The organism is Streptomyces sp. 5K101 (genome assembly GCF_046506645.1).
In the GTDB taxonomy this organism is placed as follows: Bacteria; Actinomycetota; Actinomycetes; order Streptomycetales; family Streptomycetaceae; genus Streptomyces.
Map to the genome: position 1 here is coordinate 303,316 of NZ_JBKFFO010000002.1, position 22,930 is coordinate 326,245.

Below are 22,930 nucleotides of genomic sequence, written 5' to 3' on the forward strand. Positions count from 1 at the left end.
GAGGGGACGGGTGCGCGCAACCTCCGGTGGCGGCCGCGGGCGAGGGGACGGGTGCGCGCAACCTCCGGTGGCGGCCGCGGGCGAGGGGACGGGTGCGCGCAGCCTCCGGTGGCGGCCGCGGGCGAGGGGACGGGTGCGCGCAACCTCCGGTGGCGGCCGCGGGCGAGGGGCCCGGGCCGCCACCGCCGGGGCAGGCCCGGGGTGTCAGTCGCGGACCTCCACCTTGGCCGGCTCGGGGACCGGCTCGGCGACGGGCCGGCGGCGCCGGGACGTCAGCCACAGCCCGACCGGCTCGGTGTAACGGGCCGTCAGCGGGCCGACGACCACCAGGATCAGGACGTACGCCGTCGCCAGCGGACCCAGCGACGGCTGGATCCCCGCCGAGACGGCGAGCCCCGCGATGACGATGGAGAACTCGCCGCGCGCCACCAGCGTGCCGCCGGCACGCCAGCGTCCCTTGGGGCCGACTCCCGCGCGCTTCGCCGCCCAGTAGCCGGTGGCGATCTTGGTGAGGGCCGTCGTGACGGCCAACGCCAGGGCGGGCAGCAGCACCGGCGGAATGCTGGACGGGTCCGTGTGCAGCCCGAAGAAGACGAAGAACACCGCGGCGAACAGGTCACGCAGCGGGCTCAGCAGCGTGTGCGCGCCCTCGGCCACCTCCCCGGACAGCGCGATGCCGACGAGGAACGCGCCGACGGCCGCCGAGACCTGGAGCTGCTGCGCGATGCCCGCCACCAGCAGGGTGAGGCCGAGCACGACCAGCAGCAGCTTCTCCGGGTCGTCGCTGCTGACGAAGCGTGAGATCAGCCGCCCGTAGCGGACGGCGACGAACAGCACCGCGCCCGCGACGCCCAGCGCGATCGCCAGCGTCACACTGCCCGCGGCGAGACCGACGCCGGCGAGCAGCGCGGTGATGATCGGCAGGTAGACGGCCATCGCCAGGTCCTCGAGGACCAGGATGCTGAGGATGACCGGGGTCTCCCGGTTGCCGAGCCGGCCCAGGTCACCGAGCACCTTGGCGATGACGCCGGACGACGAGATCCACGTGACGCCGCCGAGGACGACGGCAGCCACCGGGCCCCAGCCCATCAGCAGTGCCGCCGCCGCGCCCGGCAGGGCGTTGAGGGTGAAGTCGACGAGGCCGGCCGGGTACTGCGTCCTGAGGTTGGACACCAGGTCGGTCGCCGTGTACTCGAGGCCGAGCATCAGCAGGAGCAGGATGACGCCGATCTCGGCGCCGATCGCCACGAACTCCTCGCTCGCGCCCAGGGGCAGCAGACCGCCCGTACCGAAGGCGAGACCGGCGAGCAGGTACAGCGGGATCGGCGAGAACCGCAGCCGCCCCGCGAATCTGCCCAGCAGTCCCAGGCCGAGGATGATCGCGCCGAACTCGATGAGAAAGACCGCGGAGTGCACGGGTCACTCCTGTCCGAGAATCGCCGCGGCCGCCTCGACGCCCTCACGGGTGCCGATGACGATCAGCGTGTCCCCGCCGGCCAGCCGGAAGTCCGGCCCCGGCGAGGGGATGGCCTCGGCCCGGCGCAGTACGGCCACCACCGAGACACCGGTCTCGGTGCGCAGCCGCATCTCGCCCATCACACGGCCGTTCCACACCGAGTGCGCCGACAGCTCGACGCGTTCGGCCACCAGACCGAGGTCGGTGGTGTGCAGGACGTTGGAGCTGTGGTGGTCGGGCATCAGCGCGTCGATGAGCGACGCCGCCTCGGCGCTCGTCAGGTGCAGGGACTGCGCGCAGGCATCGGGGTCGTCGGGCCGGTAGACGTTCACCGAGCGGGTGCCGTCGCGGTGGGCGATGACCGACAGGTGCCGGTGTTCGCGGGTGGTGAGGTCGTACTGGACTCCGATGCCTGGCAGGGGTGTCGTGCTCATCCGGGGAGCGGGCACGGCCCGTCCTCCTTGTTCGTTCGCGTCGTGCTTGCCTACGGGGGAGGTGCGGTGATCGGCGCGACACCGCTCCCTCATCGTGTCATCCCCGCCTCGCGGCGCGGCCCGCGGATGTGTGGAGCGCCGGCGCGGCAGCAGGGGCGAGCCGCTGCTACGAGCCGGTCACCCGGGCGATGAGCAGCGCGACGTCGTCCGGGGCATCGGGCCGGCGCAGGGCGTGCAGCAGCCGGTCGCAGGTCTCCCCCAGCGTGGCGTCGGCGGTCTGGAGCAGGCCGAGCAGCATGTCCAGTCGGGCGTCGATGTCCTGGTCGCGCGTCTCGACCAGGCCGTCCGTGTACAGGACGAGCACGTCCCCCGGGTCGATGCCGACGGTGATGCTGCGCAGTGCGACGCCGCCGACGCCGCCGACGCCGAGCGGGGTGCCGGTGGGCAGGTCGAGCAGCCGGGGCGCGCACCCGCTGCGCACCAGGACCGGGGGCAGGTGGCCCGCGTTGGCGATGCAGCACTGTGCGCGGTGCGGGTCGTACACGGCGTACATACAGGTGGCGATGTACGGGTCGAGTCCGGCGGTGATCTCGTCGAGGTGGCGCAGCACGACGGCGGGGTCCAGGGCGAGCCGGGCGAGCGTCTGGGTGGCGGTGCGCAGCCGGCCCATGGCGGTGGCGGCGTTGATCCCGCTGCCCATCACGTCACCGACGACCAGGGCGGTGCATTCCCGGTCCATGGGGATGATGTCGAACCAGTCGCCGCCGACCTCGCTGTTCGCGCGTGCCGGCTGGTAGCGGGAGGCCACTTCGAGTCCGACGAGATGCTCGGGCGTGGCGGGCAGCATGCTGCGCTGGAGGGTGAGCGCGGTCTGGCGCTGCTGGCGGTACCACCGCGCGTTGTCGATGCAGACGGCGGCGCGCGAGGCGAACTCGGTCGCCAGCAGGACGTCGTCCTCGGTGAACGGGTCGGGATTGCGGGCCCGTTTGAGGTCGAGTGCCCCGAGGACCTCCCCCCGGGCGATCAGCGGCACGGCCATGTAGGAGTGCACACCGGCTTCGGCGAGGATTCCGGCGGCCCTGCTGTCGCGGGCTATGTCGTGCAGGTCGTGTTCGCCGAGTCGCGGGATCGTGACGGGGCGTGCCGTGTTGACGCACTGGGTGACGAGGCGCCCCGCGTCGTACCGGGCGAGTTCGCCCGGGCGGTCGGCGGCGTCGACGGCGACGGTGGGGTAGGCGGCGGCGACCGCGAGAGCGCGGATCAGCAGCGGGCCGTCGCCGGGTCTGCGGTCCGGGTGGTCGTCGGGGCCGGCGAGAACGCTGTCGAGGACGTCGACGGCGGCCACGTCCGCGAGCTCGGGCACCGCCACGTCGGCGAGCTCGCGGGCCGTCTGCTCCAGGTCGAGGGTCGTGCCGATCCGTACGGAGGCGTCGGCGACCAGGGCCAGGCGCCGGCGCGCGCGTTCCGCCTCCGTGGCCGCGCGGTGCCGGTCAGTGACGTCGACGACGGAGAGGGCGATCCCGATCAAGCGTCCGCCCGGGTCCTCCAGCCGGTACAGGGACACCGACCAGGCGCGCTCACCCATCGGGTCGGAGGGGACCCGGCCGAGGACGTGGCGGTCGAGCAGCGGCGCACCGGAGGCGAGGACCTCGCGCATGGCGGCCTCCAGGCTGTCCGCGTCGCCGAACGGCAGCGTCTCCCGGACGCTGCGGCCGATGAGGTCGCCGGCGGGCCGCCCCCCGATCCGTTCCAGGGCGGGGTTGACCGCGACGTACCGCAGGTCGCTGCCGAGCACCGCGAGCCCGATCGGGGACTGGTCCACCAGGCGCACCGACAGCGCCAGGTCGCGTTCGACGCGGCGCAGGGTGGCCTGGTCGGTGGCGAGCCCCAGGGCGTAGTAGCCGCCGAGGTCGTCCTGCAAGCGCATGTTGCGCCATTCCAGCAGCCGGGTGGAGCCGTCCTTGTGCCGTACGCGGAAGACGCCCTCCCAGCCCTGCCCGCTCTCCATGACCTGCTGGAACAGGCTCAGTACCAGGTCGAAGTGCTCGTCGGCGACCAGCAGCTGCGCGGCGTACTGCCCCAGTGCCTCCTGTGCGGTGTAGCCGAGGAGCTGCTCCGCCTGCGGGCTCCACAGCACGATGCGGCCCTGTGAGTCGAGGACGACGGCGGCGACCGCGAGCACGTCCATGAGCCCGCCCGGCGGCGACAGCGCGGCGTCCGTACGGCGGGGTGCTGCGAGGCCCGCACGGAACAGGTCAGCGCTGCCCACAATCGCTCCTTCCCCTGTCACGATGCACAGGCACGGCCGTTCGCTCACGTCCTCACACCGGATGACGGGATACCTCCCATATTCTCTCCGCACCGGCGTGCACCGCAGCCCTTCGGACCGATCCGTCGCGGCGGATCGCGCCCGGTCCGCGCCCGGCGCCCGCGCCGCGCACCCGGCCCGGCGGGCGAGGCGCAAGGGTGAACTCGGCCTCGATGACGGGGATTTCGCCGGGCCGGGGGCGGGCATCGCGGGTCACAGGGCCCGGCGGGGGCTCCTGTAGGCGGCGAGCGCCCAGATGATGAAGATGTCCAGCGCGATCACGACCACCGACCAGATCGGCGCGTACGGCAGGAAGAGGAACTGGGTGATCAGGCTCAACGAGACGAGCAGGATGCCGGTGAGCCGGGCCCATTCGGCGCCTTTCAGCACCCCGGCGCCGGTGACCGCGACGAGGGCCCCGATGATGAGGTGGATCCAGCCCCAGCCGGTGAGACTGACCCGGTACACGTAGTCGCCGAGCCTGACGTACCAGCCGTCTTCGACGATCGCCGCGATGCCCTGCAACACGGCGAGGACGCCGCCGCACAGCATCAGGACGCCGGCGAAGACGACTCCGCCGGTCACCCACCCCTCGGTCCGTTCCGGTGCGGGCGGTGTGGCGCCGACCGGCGGCGTTTGCTGGCTCATGATCACTCCTCGCGTTCTCCGGTGCGCGGATGCGCACAGGTTTCGAGCGTCCGGCGGCGCCGTCCCGTGCGCCATGCGGAGGAATCCGGACGGGTGACGGCGGCCGGCCGCGGGAGCGCCGGTCTCACCCGGTTTCCGCAGCACATGGGGCGTGTCGGGGCGGCACGGGCGTTGACTGGTGCGGACGCCGGCTCCGGGAGGCACCATGACGGACACACCGAGTCCGCGCCAGGCGCCGGGCGGCGCGGGCCGCTCGGCGCCGGCACGGTGGCGGTTACTCGCTGTCGTCGCCGTGACCGCCATGACCTCGGCGTACTTCGTACTGCCGCTCGACGAGATCGGCCCGCGCCGCCCGGTCGCGAGCTGGACGCTTTTCGTCCTGGCGCTGGCAGGTGTCGGCGTACTGATGCTCGTTCAGGTCCGCGAGGTCGTCGCCGGCGGCACGCGGGCCAGGCCCGGGATCGTGATCCCGCTGCTGATGTGCCTGTCGGTCACGATCTTCGCCGGCGCGTACTACGCACTGGCCAAGCAGCCGGGCCAGTTCGACGGTCTCACCACCCGGATCGACGCCCTGTACTTCACGGTCACCACCCTGGCGACGGTCGGCTACGGGGACATCACGCCCTCCGGGCAGACGGCACGCGTGGTGACCATGGTGCAGATCCTCTACACGTTCGTCTTCCTGACCGCGGCCACGACCGCGCTCACCCGCACACTGCGCGGGCGGCTCGGCGAACGGATGGCGCAGAGCCGGGACGTCCCCTCGGACGGGCCTTCCTAGGTCAGCGGCTCTCCGGCGGATCCCGGCCCGGGCCCACGGCACCCGGCGCCGGACACCCCCTGGACACCTGGTTCAGTGGGATGTACGTCCGAGCAGGAACACAGGAAGACAACGAAGAGGGAACCGACCATGCCGAGCTCCTCCCTGACCGCCTCCGAGGCACGCCCCCGGCTGCACGAGCTGACCGTCATCGACGTGCGCACACCGGGCGAGTACGCCTCCGGCCATCTGCCCGGCGCCCACAACATCCCGCTCGACCGTCTGGACCGGGCGCTGCCCGCGCTGAAGACCGCGGCCGAGCGCGGGGATCTGCTGCTCGTCTGCGCCTCGGGCACCCGCTCCGCCCAGGCGTGCGACACCCTCGCCGGGCACGGCATCACCGCGTCGACGCTGGCCGGGGGCACCAACAGCTGGGCCGAGCTCGGTCACGACCTGCACCGGCCGGCCGGGGCGCGGACCGCGTGGGCCATGGAGCGGCAGGTCCGGCTGGCGGCCGGCTCGCTGGTCCTGGCGGGGCTCGCCCTCGGCCGGGTACGGCCCGCGGCCCGGCTGCTGTCCGCGGGCATCGCGGGCGGGCTCGTCTTCTCGGCCCTCACCGACACCTGCGGCATGGCCCACGTCCTGGCCAAGCTGCCCCACAACCGCCCGAAGGAGGCGGATCTCGACGCCACGATCGCCTCGCTGACGGCGTGAGGGGGCGCGCGCCGTCACCCGGGGCCGTCCGGTGTGACGGCGCGCACCGCGTCATCGGCGGGCTCGGCGACGTGCCGGGCGTGACCTGGATGATCGACACTCCGTCGGCACGGGACGCGGACGAGTACGCGACCGTGCTCGCCGTCGAACTCGACGGCGAACTCGACGTGTACCGGGGCACGGGCCGCGACTGCCGCGATGCGGCTGTGTACGGGCCGGAGTTGGGCCCGGCCCGTACCGCGCGCCCGCGCACCAGCCCCCCGGGGCGTCAGCCGCCGCGGTCGGCGTGTGGCCACGCGTTGCCGCCCAGGCGGCTCAGCGCCTGCATGGCCTCGCGCTCCATGCGTGAGAGCTCGCCGAGGATGGTGCCTGCCTGCGCGAGGCACCGCGCATTGCCCGAATTACCGGCCTCGGTGATCAGTACTGCGACTTCCGTCCACAGGGTGGCTGCCTCGGTGTACAGCCGGTGGCCGGTGCGCAGGTCGCTGCTGTCGAGCAGTTGGGTGCATTCGACGAGGAAGTCGCGGTAGAGGTTGCGGAACAGGGCGCCGCCGGTACCGGCCTTCTCCATCAAGAGGGCGGCGTGCGGCAGGTCCCGTTGCGGGTTGTCGGTCCGCTGGAGCCAGGTGCGCACCAGCTTGCCGGCCTTCTCGATGCCTCGGTGGCCGAGGTTGGCGATGGGCGGGTTGAGGAAGGCGTCGGCGCAGGCGGTGATGGCGGGAACGATCCGGTCGTGGGGGGAGGAGAGCTTCTTCGGAGCGGTGAGGGTGAAGGACCGGTGCCTGGCGGCCATCGGGCCGCGCGCGGCTCTGGCCTGAGCGAGGCTGGTCAGGCTGGTCGACACCGTTCCGCCTTGCTGGTCGGTGTCCACCAGGTAGGCGTCGTGGTCGTCGTAGCCGTACATGGCGACGACATGACCCCCGAAGTGCACCTTCGAGGCGAAGTAGTCCAAGTAGTAGCTGTCGAGTTGCAGTCCGACGGGCTGACCGGCGTCAATGGGGGCGACCGCGTTCTCCCAAGCCCTACGGGGCGAAGTGGTCTCCCGAACCAGGAGCTTCAGTCCCAGTTCGGTGGCCAGGTTCCTGGTGAGGGCGAAGGGCTTGACCCGCCCCCCGAGGAAGGGGAAGCCCATGTTCTTGCTGTCCCAGTAGATGAAGGACAGACCGGAGCCGAGGCCGAAGAGCATGGGCTCGGACAGCTCCAGTCCTTGGTGCCGCAGCAGCACCCCCAGTGCCGTCGTCTCGCAGTGCTGCGTACCGCGGGCATCGATGTCAATTACCATGGCCATGTCATGCTTTCCTGGACGGGGATGATCAGCAGGGTCGTCAGCTCTTCTTGCGATGCCTCTTCTGGCGCCCGTGCCCACGAACGCTCTCCGGGTCGGCGGCCCCACCTTTCTGCTTGTGGGGATCGCAGCCCGGCCCCCCGCATCGTATGCGTGTCACCGCATCACCCGCAGGGCTCCGATTTCCGTCACACCCCCTCTTGGACTGACCGTCCGTTCGCACCGCCGGACACGGAACCGGCCCTGGTCACCGCCACGGCCCGTGGACGCCGCCCCCTTGAACGTCGCTAGGATCCGCGGACACATGACGCGGGTGCGTCCGAGCTGGGGAGGCCGGACAGGTCCGCGACAGCCATCGCGATCACCGGCCCGACCGGTGCGGGCGCTCCCGAGAGGCCGACGGCGGGCGCCATCCGCCTCCAGGACCACGGGGACAAGGTGTGCTACCGCTCCGTGTGGATCGAGCCGCTGACGCAGGGGTCGTAAGGGTTCGCCTGCGGAGGCCGTCCCCGGGGGCCCGGGACGGCCGCCGCGGCGATTCGGCGAAGATAGGGATGTCACCCGTCCTCAGCATGCGAGGAGCGTCCGCGCAGATGCCCAGTTCCGGTTCCGGTCCGAGGCCGCCGACGATCGCCGATGTCGCGCGGGTCGCCGGGGTGTCGCGCACGACGGTCTCGCACGCCCTCAACGGGCTCGGCAAGGTCGACCCCCGGACCTGGGAACGCATCAAGCGGGTTGCCGCCGAGCTCGGTTACCGGCCGAACCTGCGGGCGCAGCGGCTGCGGCGCGGGCAGGCCAGGGCCATCGCGCTCGCCTCGTCCATGCCGTTCGCGGTGGCGGGAGGCCCGTCCCGGCTCGGGTTCTACATGGAGGTGGCGGCCGCCGCCGCCGAGAGCGCGCTGCTGCACGACTACGCGCTGGTCCTCGTGCCGCCCGTGCAGTCCGGGTCCGCGCTACTCGGTCGACATCGACGGGGCCATCGTCGTCGAGCCCGACGTGGACGACGCGGCGGCGGGGCAGTTGAAGGAGCGCGGGCTGCCGTACGTGGCACTCGGCCGGCCCGTGTCGCCGGACGAGGACGCGCCGTACGTCGATCTGCGCGGCGGACTCGTCACCGAGCTGCTGCTGGCCCATCTGCACGAGCAGGGGGCCCGGCAGCCGGCCATGATCATCGGCTCCGGCGCACGGCACTCGGCGGTCGACGCGCGCGCCGCCTTCGAGCGGGTGGCGAAGGAGCGCGGGTGGGTGCCGATCGTGGCGACCGCGCCCGAGGCCGGCGGCGAACAGGCCGGCTACGAGCGGTGCGCGGCCCTGCTCGCCGAGCACCCCCGGATCGACGCGGTGTGCGCCCTGGTGGAAGCGTTCGCGGTGGGCGCAGTCCGGGCGATCCGGGACAGCGGGCGCACCGTCCCGGGCGACGTCATGGTCGTCACCCGGTACGACGGTCTGCGCGCCCGTACCTGCGAGCCGCCGCTGACGGCCGTCGACCTGCACCTGGACCGGGCGGCGGCCGACGCGGTGGAGCTGCTGCTCGGCCGGTTGCGCGGGGACGCCGCCGCGACGGTGGCGACGGCGCCCGAGCCGCAGGTGATCGCCCGCGCGTCGTCGCTCCGGGACCCGGCGGGGCGGTGATCCCCTGCCAGGGCCGGCCGCCGGGCAACGGGCGGTGGCACCGGGCCCGGCAGCGGCACCGGCGAGGCCTGCCGGTGGCACCGGCCGGGGTGGACGGGCAGCCGGCGGCGGCACCGGACCAGGCGGACGGGAACACCGTGGCCGCCTGCGAAGAGGTGGCCCCGGTGCCCGGCCGGGCACCCCGTGGCGGGGGCCGGCCGGGCATTGGTCGGGCTACAGGTACGGGCGGGTGATCAGCTCGATCGCGTGGCCCGCGGGGTCCTTGAAGTACACCCCTCGACCGCCGTGCCCGTGGTTGATCTCGCCCGGGCGCCGCATCTGCGGATCGGCCCAGTGGACGATGCCGCCGTCGCACAGACGGCGGTACGCCCGGTCGAACAGCTCGTCGTCGATCAGGAACGCGTAGTGCTGCATCTGGATCTCGACCGGCGGCTCGGCGAACTGCAGCAGAACGCCGTCGGTGAGCTGGATGTTGGTGAACAGACCCCAGGACGGTGCTTCCGGGAGTTCCAGCAGCTCCCGGAAGAACCGCGCCGACTCGGCGCGGTCCTTGGCGGCGATGATGGTGTGGTTGAAGGTGACTGGCATACGGCTGACCTCGCTGGTGTTCGGCACGAAAAAGGGACTCGCGGTGCGCAAGCACCGGGAGGTCCGCGTGCCGAAGGGAGGGGGTGCCTTCCCGGCACCCGCCGAGCGATCAGCCCTCCACCGGATCGCCCGTCCGTGTGTGGCGCAGCGACGCCGGTCCGGTGTTCATGTCCGGGGACGTTACGTGATCCGCCCGGCTACGACAACCGGGTTTCGCGGCGAAGTCCCGGAGCCTGCACGGCACTTGTCCTGCGAGGGCGGTTCAGCCGCCCGGCGGCGGGAGCAGGGAGCCGAGTGGGCCGAGGTCGATGTTCAGGTCGTCCATGGTGAGGTCGTAGCGGTCGCACAGCTCGGTCATCCGCTCCTGGAGGATCATCAGCGTCATCCCGATGTGTTCCTCCTGGTCCTCACTCAGGTCGCCCTCGTCGACGCGGTGGAGTGCCGTGCGCTCCATCAGCTGCCGCAGCAACTCCACGAGGGAGAGCACGAGTTTGATCAGATCCCGTTCCACCGTCTCCGGATCCGTCTCCAGACGCCGGGGCGTCGCGCGGGCTTCGCCGCTCACTGGGTCCTCCTCGGGTGTGACCGTGCGGGCCGGCCCGCCGGGTGCCGGGTCCGCCTCACCACGGGCCCGGCTCGTCCGCCGTGATCGACCGGATGACGGCGCGGAGATTGATGTGCACCAGATCCACGTCGGCGACGGACAGGACGAGGTCGCCGGTGAGGACCGCTCCTCCGTTGAGGAGGCGGTCCAGCAGATCGATGAGAGCGACCGGCGGGCCCGCCCCGCCGGAGCCCCACCGGTCCGGCTCGGCGCTCATCGTGCGGAGCCGGAGCCGGAGCCGGCGACGGGGGTCGCGAAGGAGTACGGGGCCCAGGGTCCGGTGACCTCGAGCCGTACGCCCGGGGTGTCACGGACGATGCCCTCCAGCCTCGTACGGAACAGGTCGGCACGGTCCGCGGGCACGAGGTAGGACTCGTTGGCGACGTTCTCCCCGTTCCGGGCGGATAGTTCGCCCTGCTGGGGGCGGTGCACCACCCGCTCGGGAGCGATGTCGCGGACGGCCGGGGCGGCCTTTGCGGCCGCGGCCGCGGCAGCCCGGTGGGCCTCCCGTCCCGCGCGCCGCTGCGCCCGCCGCTGCTGGAGGTAGGCGCGCCCGGGGCTCTCGGCCGCCGGTGACCCGGCCGTCTCCGGCACGGCGGCGCCGCTCGGGTCGGCGTAGACCTTGACCCCGAACTCGACGTGCCGGTCGAGCCGTCGGAGCAGTTCGTCGAGCTCGTGGTGCCGTTCGTACAGCATCGCGGTCACGCGCTCGTCGTCCAGGTACACCGTGGCCAGCCGCATGGGCAGCACCGTCGCCGTCGCGAACGCGGCGTCGACCACCGCGTGGTGGGCACGGGCGACCGCCTCGAGCCGGGCCAGGTCCTCCAGCTGTGCCTTCAGGCCGTGTTCGCCGTACGCGGCGGCCGGTACGCGTGACACGAGGGCGGCGAGTCCGCCGACGCAGGACACCACGCGCACGGGCCGGTCGTCCACACCGGCGAGCTGCGCGGCGGTGCGCCGCAGCGCGTCGTGGTCCCGGCCGACCGCGTACACGTACGACAGCTCGTCGGCGATCCGGCGAACCGGCGGGGTGTCGGCCGCTGTGTTCACTGTTCGTCCCGCCCTTCGGTGGTGGCGTGCCCGTCCGTGCCGGCGGCCGCGCCGGGCAGTCCCGCCGCGGCCCGCAGCGCGGCGAGCTCGGCGCGCAGCCGCTCGTTCTCGTCCGCCAGGCCCCCCTGCCCGTCGTGTGCGGCCTCCACCACGGCGGGCCGGGGACCGCCCGGGGCGGCCTGCCGCGGCGGCGCGGCCCGGGAGGACAGCGACGGGTCGTGCTCCCACCAGTCGATGCCCATCTCCTTCGCCTTGTCGACGGAGGCGACGAGCAGCCGGAGCTTGATGGTCAGCAGCTCGATGTCGAGCAGGTTGATCCGGATGTCGCCGGCGATGACGACGCCCTTGTCCAGGACGCGTTCCAGGATGTCGGCGAGATTGGTCGACGAGCCCTGCTGTCCGTACGGGGAAGCGGCCGCGCGGCCGGTGAGCGGGTGGGTCACGGTGTCCGTCCCCTCCGCACCGCCTGCGCCTCGCCCGGCGACGTGGTGCGATCCCCTGCCGGGGCTGCGCCCGGCCCGGCGTTGTCCGTCATTGTCCGCATCCCTCCTTGTCTCGGTGCCGCGTCGCGCGGCGGGTCACCGGGCCGCGCGGCCCCGTTCAGGGGCCGCGCGTTCCGCGCCGGTGGGCTTCGATCGCCTCCAGCCGGTCGAGGAGTTCGTCCTCCCGCCGGTCGAACTCCTCGGCCCCGATACGGCCGCCGGTGAGGTCCCGCTCCAGTGCCGCCAGTTCCCTGAGCACCGGTTCCGGGTCGTAGTACTCGCGTTCCGCGGCGAGTACGACCTGGTCGAGCACCCAGGCGGTACCGCGCGCGGGGGCGAGCGGGAACGTCAGGAGGCCGGTGACGAGCCCCACGGCTGACCCCTTCCGACGGGACGGTCATACGAAGCTGTACGGCGGGAGCGGCCCGGTGAGCGTGAGCTGGTAGGTCGTCCCCCGCCGCTCCGCCTCCTCCCGGACGAGCCGGGTGAAGGCCGCCGCCTCCTCGTCCCTGACGAGGAACGACACGTTGAGGAAGACGCTCGTGGCGGCCTCGCCCCGTGCGGTGCGCGCGGCGGCCCCTTCCAGCAGGGCCACCAGTTCGTCGGCCTCGCTCTGCCGGCGGGCCGTGACGGCGTCGGAGACCATCTCACCGAGCGCCACGCGTTCCTGGTGGGCCGAGGGGTCGTCCCGGGTGCGCTCGTTGAGCCGGCGGATCTCATCGTTCTGCTTCATGATCTCGCGCAGCAGGTCGTCCTCGTCGCGGGACGCCTTGAGATGGAACTCGACGTGGCCTTCCAGCTCGGCGAGCCGTTCGCGGTAGCCGGACTGCTCCTGTTCGAGGACGGCGGCCACCTGGTCGTCGTCGGGGCCGAGCAGGCCGAAGCGCATGGGCAGGGTCGCACCGTCGTCCATGAGCCGCTCGACGACGTTCTGGTGGGCCATCACGTCGCGGCGCTTGGCCCGCAGGCCCGGCGGCGCCTCGCTGACCACGGCCGTGAGGTCCTGCGCCGTGACCGTGCGCAGGTCCGCGGGCGGGTCACCGACGCCGGACACACCGTCCAGGCGCAGTGGGTGGTCGGCCCGGGTGATGGCGTACACATAGGTGGGCACCGGTCACTCCCCCCTGCTCTGGGACGACTGGGAGGTCTTGCGGGTGGAGCGCTTGCGCGGCTCCTCCTCGGGTTCGTCGTGGTTGCCCTTGATCGTGTCGGTGAAGGCCTCCACCGCTCCGCTCAGCGCGCCCTTCGACTTGCCCTTCGCACCGTTCTCGGTCATGTCGCCGACGATCTCCGTGAGCTGGGTGGGCGCCTTGCGCCCGGATTCGAGGTCCAGCCGGTTGCACGCCTCGGCGAACCGCAGGTAGGTGTCGACGCTGGCGACGACGACGCGCACGTCGACCTTGAGTATTTCGATCCCGACCAGGGAGACCCGCACGAAGGCGTCGATGACGAGCCCACGGTCGAGGATGAGCTCGAGGACGTCGTACAGGGTTCCCGAGCCGCTCCCACTGGTCGTTGCATTGCTTTGCTGGACGACAGTCACAGCAGAACTCCATCCGATGAGCTGGTTCGGACCCGGTCGGTCTCCGGACGGGCCGGGTCCCGTGGATTCAGCGGCGGTCGATGCGGCCTCTCGCGTACCGGTGCCTGCGCTCGTAGGCGACGAGTCGGCCGTCGGCGTCGAGTTCGACGCGGTAGGACGCCATGACGCTCATGGTGTCCGGGACTCTTTCGAGTTCGACGACCTCCACGTCGGCGCGCCACCCCTCATCGGTGGCGCGCAGCGCGGAAACGGCGCCGGGTTCGCACCGGAGCAACTCGGCGAGCTGGTCGGAGGCACGGCGCATGGCCGTGGAAACCTCGATCCGTTTCTCGGCGGCCGAACCGCCGTTGCCGTCCGTAGTGTTCATCATCCCGTCCTGTCGCGCCTCGGAAGTCGTGTCCCGGCGTGGGCCTTCGGCCGTCCGCCGTGGCTTCGATGCGCGTGCCCGTGAGAAGGGAACCTATGCGGCGATGTCCGGCACGTGTCGCCACCGACTCGTGGCGTACCAGCTCAGATACCCCCCGGGGGCGCGAGGCAGAGCGATACCGGTCGGCGCGGTAGCCGAGGGTAACGGTGCGTGGCCTCACATGGCGGCCCCGCGGGCAGGCGGTGACACTGAGATCAGCAGCGCCCGAGAACAGGTGGGGCCATGTACACCGTCGAAGAGACGATCGAAGTCGCGGTGCCGGTGCGCACCGCCTACAACCAGTGGACGCAGTTCAAGAGCTTCCCGCGGTTCATGTCCGCGGTGAAGAAGGTCGAGCAGGTCCGCCCCAATCTCACCCGTTGGGTGATCGGGGTCGGTCCGTTGCGGCACGAGTTCGACGCCGAGATCGTGGAGCAGGTGCCCGACTCCCTCGTGGCCTGGCGGAGCCTGGGCCGGCGGTCCGGCCACCGTGGTGAGGTGTCGTTCCGCGCGACGGCATCGGACCGTACCGCGGTCCTGGTACGCATGAGCGTCGAGCCGCACACCGTCCGGGACCGCCTCACCCGTGCCCCTGGATTCACGCGTCGTGTGGTCCGGGCCGAACTCGGTCACTTCAAGGAGTTCATCGAGGGGCTGGGACAGGAAGGCGGAGCCTGGCGGGGAGTCATCCACGACGGCCACGTCCAGCCCCTGGAGCCGGAACCGCCCAGAAGCCGGGTCCCTCACTGGCCCGTCGGCTGATCCGCCCGCTCGAAGCAAACGAGCAAGAGAGCGAGAGACCTTCCCGATGAAGAAGCCACCCAGCCGAGAGCCGGACGAACGACTCACCGTGACCCCGCCCAAGACGTGGGCGGCGGGAGTGCCGGCGGTGACCCACGCCGTGGAGTACTCCCTCGAGGAGACATCGGTCCGGCGGACCGGAGTGACGCTGCTGACCATGAACCAGGTGGACGGAATCGACTGCCCCGGCTGCGCCTGGGCCGATCCGTCTCCCGGCCACAGGCACCGCAACGAGTACTGCGAGAACGGCGCCAAGCACATCAACGACGAGGCGACGTCACGGCGCGTCACGGCCGGCTTCTTCCGCAGGCACCCGGTCTCCGAACTGGGCCGGCGGTCCGATCTGTGGCTCAACCAGCAGGGCAGGCTCACCGAGCCGATGGTCAAGCGGCCCGATGCGGACCACTACGAGCCGATCAGCTGGCACGACGCCCTGGGCCTGCTGGCCGACGAGCTGAAGGCGCTGGACTCGCCCGACGAGGCGGTCTTCTACACGTCCGGCCGGGTCAGCAACGAGGCCGCGTTCGTCCTGCAGCTCTTCGCCAGGGCCTTCGGCACCAACAACCTGCCCGACTGCAGCAACATGTGCCACGAGTCCAGCGGCTTCGCCCTGCACGAGACGCTGGGCACCGGCAAGGGCACGGTGAGCCTGGAGGACCTCCACCACGCCGACCTGATCTTCGTGGTCGGGCAGAACCCCGGCAGCAACCACCCCCGGCAACTGGCCGCGCTGGAGCAGGCCAAGCTCAACGGCGCCCGCATCATCGCGGTGAACACCCTGCCGGAGGCCGGTCTGCTGCGGTTCAAGAACCCGCAGAAGGCCCGTGGGGTGATCGGCCGCGGTGTCCGGATCGCCGATCGGTTCGTTCAGATCCGCAGCGGTGGTGACCTCGCGCTGTTCCAGGGCGTGAACCGGCTCCTGCTGGAGGCGGAGGACGCCCGGCCGGGCACCGTGCTCGACCATGCCTTCATCCGCTCCCACACCAGCGGCTTCGAGGAGTTCGCGCAGCACGCCCGGACCATCGCCTGGGACGACATCCTCTCCGCGACCGGACTGCCCCGGGAAGAGATCGAGGACGTGCGGGACGAGGTGCTGCGCAGCGAACGCGTCATCGTCTGCTGGGCCATGGGGGTGACACAACAGAGGCACGCGGTCGCCACCATCAGGGAGATCGTGAACTTCCTGCTGCTGCGCGGGAACCTCGGCAAGGCCGGCGCCGGGGCCTGCCCGGTGCGCGGGCACAGCAACGTCCAGGGCGACCGCACGATGGGCATCTGGGAGCGGATGCCGGATTCCTTCCTCGACGCGTTGCACAGCGAGTTCGGCTTCGATCCGCCGCGCGCCCACGGGCTCGATTCGGTGGACTCGATCAAGGCCATGCGCCAAGGCCGTGTCAAGGTCTTCCTCGGCGTCGCGGGCAACTTCGTCCGGGCCGCTCCGGACAGTGCCGTCACGGAGGACGCCATGCGGCGATGCAGCCTGACCGCGCACATTTCCACCAAGCTCAACCGGTCCCACACGGTCTGCGGCCGCACCGCGCTCATCCTTCCGGCCCTGGGCCGCACCGAAGTGGACACCCAGGCCACGGGCGAGCAGTTCGTCACGGTGGAGAACTCGATGAGCGAGGTGCACACCTCCCGCGGGCGCCTGGAGCCGGCGTCCAAGGTCCTGCTCAGCGAGGTCGCCATCCTGTGCCGGCTCGCCGGCCGGACTCTCGACGGCAAGGCCGGTATTCCGTGGGACGAGTTCGAGGCGGACTACGGGGCCATCCGTGACCGGATCTCCCGCGTCGTGCCAGGACTCCACCACTTCAACCGCCGGGTGGTCCGTCCCGGCGGCATCAGGCTGCCCAATCCGGTCAACGAAGGGGTCTACCCCACTGCTGCCGGCAAGGCCCTGTTCACCTGCAACGCCTGGGAGATGTCGCACGCCCCGGAGGGGCACCTGCTGCTGCAGACCCTGCGCTCCCACGACCAGTGGAACACCATCCCCTACACGGACAGCGACCGCTACCGGGGCATCCACGGCAGCCGCCGCGTCGTCCTGGTGAACCCGCAGGACATGTCCCGGCTCGGCTTGTCGAAGGGCCGGCGCGTCGACCTGGTGAGCGTGTGGGGCGGCAACACGGAGCGCCGCGCGGAGGACTTCGAGGTGGTCCCTTACCCGACGACGCCCGGCTGCGCCGCCGCGTACTACCCCGAGACCAACGTCCTGTTGCCGCTGGACAGCGTGGCCGCGACCAGCAACCAGCCGACCGCCAAGAGCATCGTGATCCGCCTGGAGCCCACTGAGAACCGAGGGCTCGGTCCCGAGGGCCCCTGAGCGGATCGACCGCCGCCGCGACGACAGGATCGCAGTCCGGGCCCGCCTGTCCCGCCTGCTTGATCAGCTGCGCACTCCCCAACGCTGCCTCGTTGCGAGGCAGCGTCGGGAAGTACGGCCCCGTCGTTGTGACCGGGCACAACGCGGCCTAGTACGACGTGGTCACCGTCACGCCGCTGAAGGCCGTGGCCCCGTACAGGCTGATGTAGCGGTACCCGGCTGTGGTGTTGGTGACCGTGAGGCGTTCGGTGGTGCCGGTGCCGGTGGAGCGGGCGCTGTACGCCGTCGGTGACGCCCACGTGCCGGCGTTGTAGTACACGTCGGGGTTGCCCGTGCCGCCCTTGGTGGTGACGGTCAGGGTGGTGGAGCCGGCCGGCATCCACAGGTAGAGGTGGTCGGTGCCGCCTGCCGTGGCCGAGCGGCCGGTGCGTGAGCAGTTCCGGCCCAGCATCCGGGTGTCGTCACCGGTGCACGGCGTCGCGGACGGGCCACCCTCGCACGCGCCCGCGGCGCAGGCGGTGAGCCAGGCGTCGAAGTCCGCGTCGTAGCGGGTGCCGATGCCGTCGGCGTAGAGGGCGTAGGCCCCGTTGTAGTCGCCGGTGCGGAACTTCGCGAGGACGGCGAGCACGTCGGGGCGGTGCTTCTCCAGCATGTAGCGCACCGCCAGGTAACCCCACTGGTAGATCCTGGCCTGGTCGCCGTTCTCGTAGGTGGTCCGGAAGACGGTGCTCAGGTCGTAGGTGTGCTTGCCGGCTTCCCTGATGGCGGCGGTGTAGTCGATGCCGCGGTAGCCGTAGGAGACGTATTCGGCGAAGCCCTCGATCCACCAGACGGTGGGCACGGCCACGGAGTCGGCGAAGTCGCCGTGGGTGTTGAAGCGGCCGTCGAGGTAGTGCGTGTACTCGTGGTTGAGGTTCCAGACCTCGCCGTCCTGTTCGTAGGCGACGAAGCGGGCCTGGTTGCCCGGGCGGGAGGGGTCGCCCTCCAGGTACATGCCGCCGTTGTCGGTGTCGATGCCGAACATGACCCCCGCGTACATCTGGTAGTCCGCACGGCTGTCGTAGACGACGACCTCGATGGTGGTGTTGTGGTCGTCGGCCACCGGACCGTTGTCGGCGATGATGTCGTGGACGTACGCGTCCTGGTTCCGCAGGCTGCCGCACGACGCATCCAGCCCTGGGCGGCCGTCAGCTCCTGGGCCCGGATGGTGTGGGCCGGATCACACGAGTGGGTGATCGGCAGGGCGACCTTGGCCAGTTCGTCCCTGAAGCCGCAGATGTCGTAGTACGCACACGCCGCGGCGTCGTAGTAGTCGGCCAGGTTCGCGGTGGCCAGCCACAGCCGGGCGGTCGGCCCGGTCATGCCGGTGGCGTCGAGCACCTCTTTGACCAGCGGGCGGGTTGCCTTCCTGAGCGGGGCGTCCCCGAGGAAGCGGGCGAGCTCGGCTCCGGCGTTGCTGGTCAGGTACGCGCGGTCGGTGCCGAGCAGGTCCAGGTGCCCGAGGGCGAACCGGTTCAGGGTGCGCAGAATGCTCCGGTCGGCGGTGACCGCCTTGACGAAGTCGGGGAACTGGTGGCCGCGGAACAACGGTGTGTACACCGCGTTGGCGGACGCCACCATGCTCCTCGACGTGTTCCAGCTGCTGTTGTAGCCGTTCAGGACCCGCTCGAGGGGCCCGAGGTAGCGGCCCGCCTCGGCAGCGCTGTCGACCAGAATGATCGACTCACTGAGCGTACGGCCGTGCTCCTCGGTGACGTCCAGGTAGTGGCTGCTCCCGGTGAACGCGTCGAGCCCGCCGCGAATCGCGGTCCTGAGCGGCACTCCGTACTCGCCGACCTGGTCGGGATGACCGTACTGGACGTAGTAGCCGGCCCGGAGGAAGAGGACGAGCTGGTAGGTGCCGCCCGCGTTGGTCCCGTCGTAGCGGAGCGCGGCGGTGCGGAACGCGTCGGCGACGGTGACCATCTTCGCCTCGCGGAACACACTGTGCGCGTCGGCTGCACCGACGGCGAACAGGCTATTCAGGCAGGCGTCGGTGGACGACGTGATGAGACCGACGAGCTCTGCGCCGTCACGGGAGCCGAACTCCGTGGGTGAGCAGGCGGCTGCGGTCCCGGCCGTCGGGGCGGTCCGCGAGGCCGGGGCCGGTCCGTTCCCGGATCCGGGGCCGGACTGCGGAGGAAGCTCGCCCGGCGTCAGCGGCCTGAGCTGGCGGTCCGTCAGGGGGTTCGCCGTCCCTGTCCCTGCCTGGTCGGCCACGACGGACGCGGCGGAGGAGACGGCCGGTTGGGGAACGGGCCGGCCGACGGCCCCGGATGGGGTGCCGGGGAGGGCTCCGACGATCGCCAACAGCGCGACTCGTGGAGGCCGGCGAGCTGGATGCCGCACTGGGCATCGACTGTCCGGGGCAGGATCTGCACCACTCCCCCGCACTCGCTCACCGCGCCATCGTCACGGCGCCGGTCTTCGTCGCGCTGCCCGCCGATCACCGGCTGGCGCACCGGGTGGAGGTGCCGCTCGAGGAGCTGGCCGAGGACACCTGGTTCGTCGCGCCCGACGACGGGGTGGGCTGGCCGGGCGCCTTCTACGCTGCGTGCCGGGCAGCCGGTTTCACGCCGGCGGCCGTGCACGAGTTCAGCCCGCTGGACCAGTTGCAGGCCCTGATCGCCGACGGTCATGGCGTCTCCGCCATCCAGGCCACCCACGTGCCCGTCGACGGCGTGCTGATCAAACCGCTGGCCGGTACGCCGCTGTGGCTCCGCCACCTGTTGATCCGGCGGCGCGACAGCGTCGACGAGGTGACGGCGGAGGCTCTCCACCACTACGCGGCCGCGGCCTACCGCGAACTCGTCGCCCAGGCCCCGCACTTCCGGGCCTGGGCGAACCGGACCTACGCCGCCGCTCGCCCGACGGGCGGTGCCGACACGAAGGCGACGTGAGGGGTCCGGACCGGGCGCTGGTCCCCGGCGAGCGGTGCCGGCAGCCCGGAGGGCTGCCGCCGGCGCGTGCCGGCAGCAGCCCTCCGGACCGGACGGGTACTCGGACGGGTACTTCTCGTCATCCGAACTGGCCGGGCTGGTAGTCGCCGGCGGGCTGCTGGATGATGACGTTCATCCGGTTGAAGGCGTTGATGAGGGCGATCAGCGACACGAGGGCGGCCAGCTGTTCCCCGTCGTAGTGCTTGGCGGCGTCCGCCCATGCCTCGTCCGTGACCCCACCGGCCGCGTCGGCCAGGCGCGTTCCCTGCTCCGTCAGTTCCAGCGCGGCGCGCTCGGCGTCGGTGAAGACGGTGGCCTCGCGCCACGCCGCGACCATGTTGAGGCGCGTCGGGGTCTCACCGGCGACGGCAGCCTCCTTGGTGTGCATGTCGAGGCAGAAGCCGCAGCCGTTGATCTGGCTCGCGCGGATCTTCACCAACTCCTGTGTCGCGGCCGGCAGTGCCGAGTCCGTCACCACCCGGCCCGCCGAGACGATGTGCTTCAGGAACGTGCCTGCGGTCGGGCTGCCGAAGATGTTCAAACGGGCATCCATGGGTGTGCTCCTCTGCCGTCGTCGGTGGCTTGCACACACATGACGGAACGGCTCGGCGCGATGTGACACGAGCGAACAACTTTTGCGAACTGCCCAGGACGGCCTGCGCACCAGCACAGGTCACGCGGCGGAGCGGCGCGTCACCCGCCCCTTGTGTCCCTTGCTCAGGAATCGCCGTAGGCGTGTCTCCGGCCAGGCGTTGATCAGGTCGGCCTTGGTGAGCCAGCCGCGCTGCGCGGTGCCCACGCCGTAGCGCATGTTGGCGAGGTGGAGGGTGGCGTGGGCGTCGCTGTCGACGGCGAACTTCACCCCGTACCGCCTGGCCCGCAGGATGTCCTCGTCGCGCAGGTCGAGCCGGTCCGGGTGGGCGTTGATCTCCAGGGCGGTGCCGGTGCGCGCGCAGGCGGCGAAGATCGCGTCGAGGTCGGCGTCGACGCCCGGACGCTTGCCGATGATCCGGGTGGTGGGGTGGCCGATGATGTTGACGTACGGGTTCTCGCATGCCCGCACGATCCGCCGGGTCATCGCCTCGCGCCCCTGGTTGAAGTGCGAGTGCACCGAGGCCACGCACAGGTCGAACCCCGCGAGGAACTCCTCGGGCCAGTCCACGCCGCCGTCGGGGTCGATGTTCAGCTCCGCGCCGTGCAGCAGCCGCATGCCCCGGCCCCGGCCGCAGGTGCCGTCGAGTTCCCGTACACGTGCGCGCTGGGCCAGCATCCGCTCGTCGGTCATCCGTTGCATGGCCATGTCGGGTCCGTGATCGGTGATCGCGTAGTAGGCGTAGCCGCGCTCGGCGGCCGCGGCGACCATCTCCTCCAGTGGGGCCAGACCGTCGGTGAGGTCGGTGTGCGTGTGCAGGTCACCCCGGATGTCGGACTCCACCGCCAGGTCGGGCAGCTCACCGCGCAGTCCGGCCTCGATCTCGCCCCGGTCCTCGCGCAGCGTCGGCGGGATCCACGGCAGGCTGAGCCTGGCGTACACGTCCTCCTCCGTCTCGGAGGCGATCTTCTCGCCGCTCTCGATGTCGAAGAGCCCGTACTCCGAGAGCTTGAGCCCGTGATGCACCGCCAGCTCGCGGGTGCGGATGTTGTGCGCCTTCGAACCGGTGAAGTACTGAAGCGCCGCTCCCCAGGAGTCCGGCGGCACGACGCGCAGGTCGACGGCCAGGCCCTTGGTGGTGCGGATCGACGTCTTGGTCTCGCCGCGAGCCACGACCTCCGCGACGTACGGCAGCTCGCTGAAGGCCCGCATCAGCGGCGCCGAGTCCTCGGCCGTGGCGAGGATGTCGATGTCGCCGACCGTCTCGCGGACTCTGCGCAGGGATCCGGCGTAGGCGCAGCGGCGGCAGCCGGTCGCCCGGGACAGTGCGGCGACCATGTCGTCGGCGAGGTCCAGGGCCACGTCGAGCAGGACGCGGTCGCCGGAGGACTGGAGGAGTTCGATGCCGTGCAGGATGTTCTGCTCCGTCTTGGGCCCGAAGCCCTTCAGATCGCGCAGCCGCTCCTCGTGGATGGCGTCGGCCAGTTCCTCGACGGAGGAGATGCCCAGCTCCTCGTACAGGAGGCAGGCCTTCTTCGGGCCGAGCGTGGGGATGGCCGTCAGCCGCCGGACACCGGCGGGGATTCTCGCCCGCAGCTCGTCGACCGCGGACACGCTGCCGCTGCGGAAATACTCGAGGATCTTCTCGGCGATCGACTTGCCGACGTTGGGGATCTCCTGCAGGCCCTTGACGTCAAGCCTGGCGACGTCGGCGTGGTAGCCGCCCACCGACCGGGCAGCCTTCTCGTAGACACGCGCCCTGTACGCGTCTCCTCCGGTGATCGAGATCAGGTCCGCGTACTCCCGGAAGAGTGCGGCGACCTCGTCGTTGGACCGAGCCACACCATCAGCGTAGGCACGGATCCGGCGATCGCGCCTGGGTCACCTTTCCTGCTCCACCAGCTCCTTGAAGTGATCGAGGTCGTCGCGCAGGAGCCGTTCGATCGCCGTCGCCTGGGCGAAGCCCTTCGGTCCGCCGAACGCCTCCCTGACGGTGCCGGGGTCGTACGCGATCCGGGCCTGCAGCCTTGTGTGCTCCGCGTCGAGGGGAAGAAGTGACAGGGTGGCCGCGAGATCGGGCCCGCCGGTCGTCCGCCACTCCATGGTGTGCTCCTGGACACGGTCGGTGATCCGGGCGTCGAGCTCCCGGGCCGTGCCAGCCGTGTCGACGTCGAGGTGCGCTCGGTCTCCGTTCTCCGGACGCGCCTGACGTATGCCTTTGACGAAGCGCGGATAGGTCTCCACGCGGTGCAGACGCTCCCAGGCAAAATCGAGCGGGACGTCTATGTCCACATGTTCTTCGAGAGTGCTCATGACTCGCCTCGCA

23 protein-coding genes and 3 pseudogenes are annotated in these 22,930 nt (G+C 71.4%); 7 read left to right on the top strand and 19 right to left on the bottom strand.

Translation table 11 applies throughout. The features are described from left to right. Positions 1-204: 204 nt before the first annotated feature. The 4 genes from ACLB9X_RS04375 to ACLB9X_RS04390 form a co-directional block, all read right to left on the bottom strand. Positions 205-1,416: a cation:proton antiporter gene (locus tag ACLB9X_RS04375; RefSeq protein ID WP_410358875.1), complete on the bottom strand. Its 1,212-nt coding sequence runs from the start codon at positions 1,414-1,416 to the stop codon at positions 205-207. A 3-nt stretch (positions 1,417-1,419) separates the two neighbouring features. Beyond that, positions 1,420-1,890: a cation:proton antiporter regulatory subunit gene (locus tag ACLB9X_RS04380; RefSeq protein WP_410358876.1), complete on the bottom strand. Its 471-nt coding sequence runs from the start codon at positions 1,888-1,890 to the stop codon at positions 1,420-1,422. A gap of 166 nt (positions 1,891-2,056) precedes the next feature. Beyond that, positions 2,057-4,159, bottom strand: coding sequence for a SpoIIE family protein phosphatase (locus ACLB9X_RS04385; protein ID WP_410358877.1), 2,103 nt, complete (start codon positions 4,157-4,159; stop codon positions 2,057-2,059). 252 nt (positions 4,160-4,411) lie between these two features. After that, positions 4,412-4,846, bottom strand: coding sequence for a hypothetical protein (locus tag ACLB9X_RS04390; RefSeq protein WP_410358878.1), 435 nt, complete (start codon positions 4,844-4,846; stop codon positions 4,412-4,414). Between the two features lie 205 nt (positions 4,847-5,051). Here ACLB9X_RS04390 and ACLB9X_RS04395 point away from each other — a divergent pair, with 205 nt between their 5' ends. The 3 genes and pseudogenes from ACLB9X_RS04395 to ACLB9X_RS04405 all read left to right on the top strand — a co-directional run. After that, positions 5,052-5,627, top strand: a complete 576-nt coding sequence (locus ACLB9X_RS04395) for a potassium channel family protein (protein WP_410358879.1) — start codon at positions 5,052-5,054, stop codon at positions 5,625-5,627. A gap of 129 nt (positions 5,628-5,756) precedes the next feature. Beyond that, a complete protein-coding gene (locus tag ACLB9X_RS04400; RefSeq protein WP_410358880.1) occupies positions 5,757-6,320 on the top strand; it encodes a rhodanese-like domain-containing protein in 564 nt (187 codons plus the stop codon). 44 nt (positions 6,321-6,364) lie between these two features. After that, positions 6,365-6,511 (top strand): annotated as a pseudogene (locus ACLB9X_RS04405) (alpha-L-fucosidase); the annotation flags it as partial. A gap of 77 nt (positions 6,512-6,588) precedes the next feature. Here the strand turns inward: ACLB9X_RS04405 and ACLB9X_RS04410 are convergent. After that, positions 6,589-7,608 (bottom strand): BtrH N-terminal domain-containing protein, encoded by a 1,020-nt coding sequence (locus ACLB9X_RS04410; RefSeq protein ID WP_410358881.1) that lies wholly within the window; start codon positions 7,606-7,608, stop codon positions 6,589-6,591. 590 nt (positions 7,609-8,198) lie between these two features. Between ACLB9X_RS04410 and ACLB9X_RS04415 the strand changes: the two are divergent. Continuing rightward, a pseudogene (locus ACLB9X_RS04415) lies at positions 8,199-9,237 on the top strand (LacI family DNA-binding transcriptional regulator). Between the two features lie 213 nt (positions 9,238-9,450). Here ACLB9X_RS04415 and ACLB9X_RS04420 read toward each other — a convergent pair. The 9 genes from ACLB9X_RS04420 to ACLB9X_RS04460 form a co-directional block, all read right to left on the bottom strand. Next, a complete protein-coding gene (locus tag ACLB9X_RS04420; protein ID WP_410358882.1) occupies positions 9,451-9,825 on the bottom strand; it encodes a VOC family protein in 375 nt (124 codons plus the stop codon). Between the two features lie 262 nt (positions 9,826-10,087). After that, positions 10,088-10,513, bottom strand: coding sequence for a gas vesicle protein K (locus ACLB9X_RS04425; protein WP_410359137.1), 426 nt, complete (start codon positions 10,511-10,513; stop codon positions 10,088-10,090). Further along, positions 10,446-10,646 carry a gas vesicle protein gene (locus tag ACLB9X_RS04430; RefSeq protein WP_410358883.1) on the bottom strand — a complete coding sequence of 67 codons (201 nt, stop codon included), beginning with the start codon at positions 10,644-10,646 and terminating at the stop codon, positions 10,446-10,448. The genes ACLB9X_RS04425 and ACLB9X_RS04430 overlap by 68 nt, the downstream gene beginning before the upstream one ends. Then, the gene (locus tag ACLB9X_RS04435; protein ID WP_410358884.1) at positions 10,643-11,479 is read right to left on the bottom strand and encodes a GvpL/GvpF family gas vesicle protein; all 837 of its coding nucleotides are present in this window, start codon (positions 11,477-11,479) and stop codon (positions 10,643-10,645) included. Before ACLB9X_RS04435 ends, ACLB9X_RS04430 begins: the two co-directional genes overlap by 4 nt. After that, on the bottom strand, positions 11,476-11,922 hold the full coding sequence (locus tag ACLB9X_RS04440; RefSeq protein WP_410358885.1) for a gas vesicle protein: 447 nt from the start codon (positions 11,920-11,922) through the stop codon (positions 11,476-11,478). Before ACLB9X_RS04440 ends, ACLB9X_RS04435 begins: the two co-directional genes overlap by 4 nt. Before the next feature lie 157 nt (positions 11,923-12,079). Then, entirely contained in the window at positions 12,080-12,334 is a 255-nt protein-coding gene (locus ACLB9X_RS04445; RefSeq protein WP_410358886.1) for a gas vesicle protein GvpG, read from the bottom strand. Positions 12,335-12,358: 24 nt separating this feature from the next. Then, the gene (locus tag ACLB9X_RS04450; RefSeq protein ID WP_410358887.1) at positions 12,359-13,072 is read right to left on the bottom strand and encodes a GvpL/GvpF family gas vesicle protein; all 714 of its coding nucleotides are present in this window, start codon (positions 13,070-13,072) and stop codon (positions 12,359-12,361) included. Positions 13,073-13,075: 3 nt separating this feature from the next. After that, positions 13,076-13,504, bottom strand: coding sequence for a gas vesicle structural protein GvpA (locus ACLB9X_RS04455; RefSeq protein ID WP_410358888.1), 429 nt, complete (start codon positions 13,502-13,504; stop codon positions 13,076-13,078). 67 nt (positions 13,505-13,571) lie between these two features. Further along, positions 13,572-13,871 carry a gas vesicle protein gene (locus ACLB9X_RS04460; RefSeq protein ID WP_410358889.1) on the bottom strand — a complete coding sequence of 100 codons (300 nt, stop codon included), beginning with the start codon at positions 13,869-13,871 and terminating at the stop codon, positions 13,572-13,574. A gap of 282 nt (positions 13,872-14,153) precedes the next feature. Here ACLB9X_RS04460 and ACLB9X_RS04465 point away from each other — a divergent pair, with 282 nt between their 5' ends. Continuing rightward, positions 14,154-14,672, top strand: a complete 519-nt coding sequence (locus ACLB9X_RS04465) for an SRPBCC family protein (protein ID WP_410358890.1) — start codon at positions 14,154-14,156, stop codon at positions 14,670-14,672. A gap of 46 nt (positions 14,673-14,718) precedes the next feature. Then, on the top strand, positions 14,719-17,034 hold the full coding sequence (locus ACLB9X_RS04470) for an FdhF/YdeP family oxidoreductase (protein ID WP_410358891.1): 2,316 nt from the start codon (positions 14,719-14,721) through the stop codon (positions 17,032-17,034). Between the two features lie 148 nt (positions 17,035-17,182). Here ACLB9X_RS04470 and ACLB9X_RS04475 read toward each other — a convergent pair whose 3' ends face one another. Further along, positions 17,183-18,208, bottom strand: coding sequence for a collagenase (locus ACLB9X_RS04475; protein ID WP_410359138.1), 1,026 nt, complete (start codon positions 18,206-18,208; stop codon positions 17,183-17,185). A 62-nt stretch (positions 18,209-18,270) separates the two neighbouring features. Next, positions 18,271-19,467: pseudogene (locus ACLB9X_RS04480) on the bottom strand (M9 family metallopeptidase N-terminal domain-containing protein); the annotation flags it as partial. Here ACLB9X_RS04480 and ACLB9X_RS04485 point away from each other — a divergent pair. Continuing rightward, positions 19,395-19,973, top strand: a complete 579-nt coding sequence (locus ACLB9X_RS04485) for a LysR family substrate-binding domain-containing protein (RefSeq protein ID WP_410358892.1) — start codon at positions 19,395-19,397, stop codon at positions 19,971-19,973. The pseudogene ACLB9X_RS04480 and the gene ACLB9X_RS04485 overlap by 73 nt on opposite strands. 118 nt (positions 19,974-20,091) lie before the next feature. On the opposite strand, the gene ACLB9X_RS04490 is transcribed toward ACLB9X_RS04485, so the two are convergent. The 3 genes from ACLB9X_RS04490 to ACLB9X_RS04500 form a co-directional block, all read right to left on the bottom strand. Then, positions 20,092-20,565: a carboxymuconolactone decarboxylase family protein gene (locus ACLB9X_RS04490; RefSeq protein ID WP_410358893.1), complete on the bottom strand. Its 474-nt coding sequence runs from the start codon at positions 20,563-20,565 to the stop codon at positions 20,092-20,094. A 120-nt stretch (positions 20,566-20,685) separates the two neighbouring features. Further along, positions 20,686-22,446 carry a DNA polymerase/3'-5' exonuclease PolX gene (gene polX / locus ACLB9X_RS04495; protein ID WP_410358894.1) on the bottom strand — a complete coding sequence of 587 codons (1,761 nt, stop codon included), beginning with the start codon at positions 22,444-22,446 and terminating at the stop codon, positions 20,686-20,688. Between the two features lie 39 nt (positions 22,447-22,485). Continuing rightward, positions 22,486-22,917 (bottom strand): SRPBCC family protein, encoded by a 432-nt coding sequence (locus ACLB9X_RS04500; RefSeq protein WP_410358895.1) that lies wholly within the window; start codon positions 22,915-22,917, stop codon positions 22,486-22,488. Positions 22,918-22,930: the final 13 nt, after the last annotated feature.

Bases quoted from the DNA above. Each gene is read 5' to 3' on its own strand.
- ACLB9X_RS04380 (WP_410358876.1), bottom strand. From the start codon at position 1,890: ATGAGCACGACACCCCTGCCAGGCATCGGAGTCCAGTACGACCTCACC.
- ACLB9X_RS04390 (WP_410358878.1), bottom strand. From the start codon at position 4,846: ATGAGCCAGCAAACGCCGCCGGTCGGCGCCACACCGCCCGCACCGGAA.
- ACLB9X_RS04395 (WP_410358879.1), top strand. From the start codon at position 5,052: ATGACGGACACACCGAGTCCGCGCCAGGCGCCGGGCGGCGCGGGCCGC.
- ACLB9X_RS04400 (WP_410358880.1), top strand. From the start codon at position 5,757: ATGCCGAGCTCCTCCCTGACCGCCTCCGAGGCACGCCCCCGGCTGCAC.
- ACLB9X_RS04410 (WP_410358881.1), bottom strand. From the start codon at position 7,608: ATGGCCATGGTAATTGACATCGATGCCCGCGGTACGCAGCACTGCGAG.
- ACLB9X_RS04420 (WP_410358882.1), bottom strand. From the start codon at position 9,825: ATGCCAGTCACCTTCAACCACACCATCATCGCCGCCAAGGACCGCGCC.
- ACLB9X_RS04430 (WP_410358883.1), bottom strand. From the start codon at position 10,646: ATGAGCGCCGAGCCGGACCGGTGGGGCTCCGGCGGGGCGGGCCCGCCG.
- ACLB9X_RS04460 (WP_410358889.1), bottom strand. From the start codon at position 13,871: ATGAACACTACGGACGGCAACGGCGGTTCGGCCGCCGAGAAACGGATC.
- ACLB9X_RS04465 (WP_410358890.1), top strand. From the start codon at position 14,154: ATGTACACCGTCGAAGAGACGATCGAAGTCGCGGTGCCGGTGCGCACC.
- ACLB9X_RS04470 (WP_410358891.1), top strand. From the start codon at position 14,719: ATGAAGAAGCCACCCAGCCGAGAGCCGGACGAACGACTCACCGTGACC.
- ACLB9X_RS04490 (WP_410358893.1), bottom strand. From the start codon at position 20,565: ATGGATGCCCGTTTGAACATCTTCGGCAGCCCGACCGCAGGCACGTTC.
- ACLB9X_RS04500 (WP_410358895.1), bottom strand. From the start codon at position 22,917: ATGAGCACTCTCGAAGAACATGTGGACATAGACGTCCCGCTCGATTTT.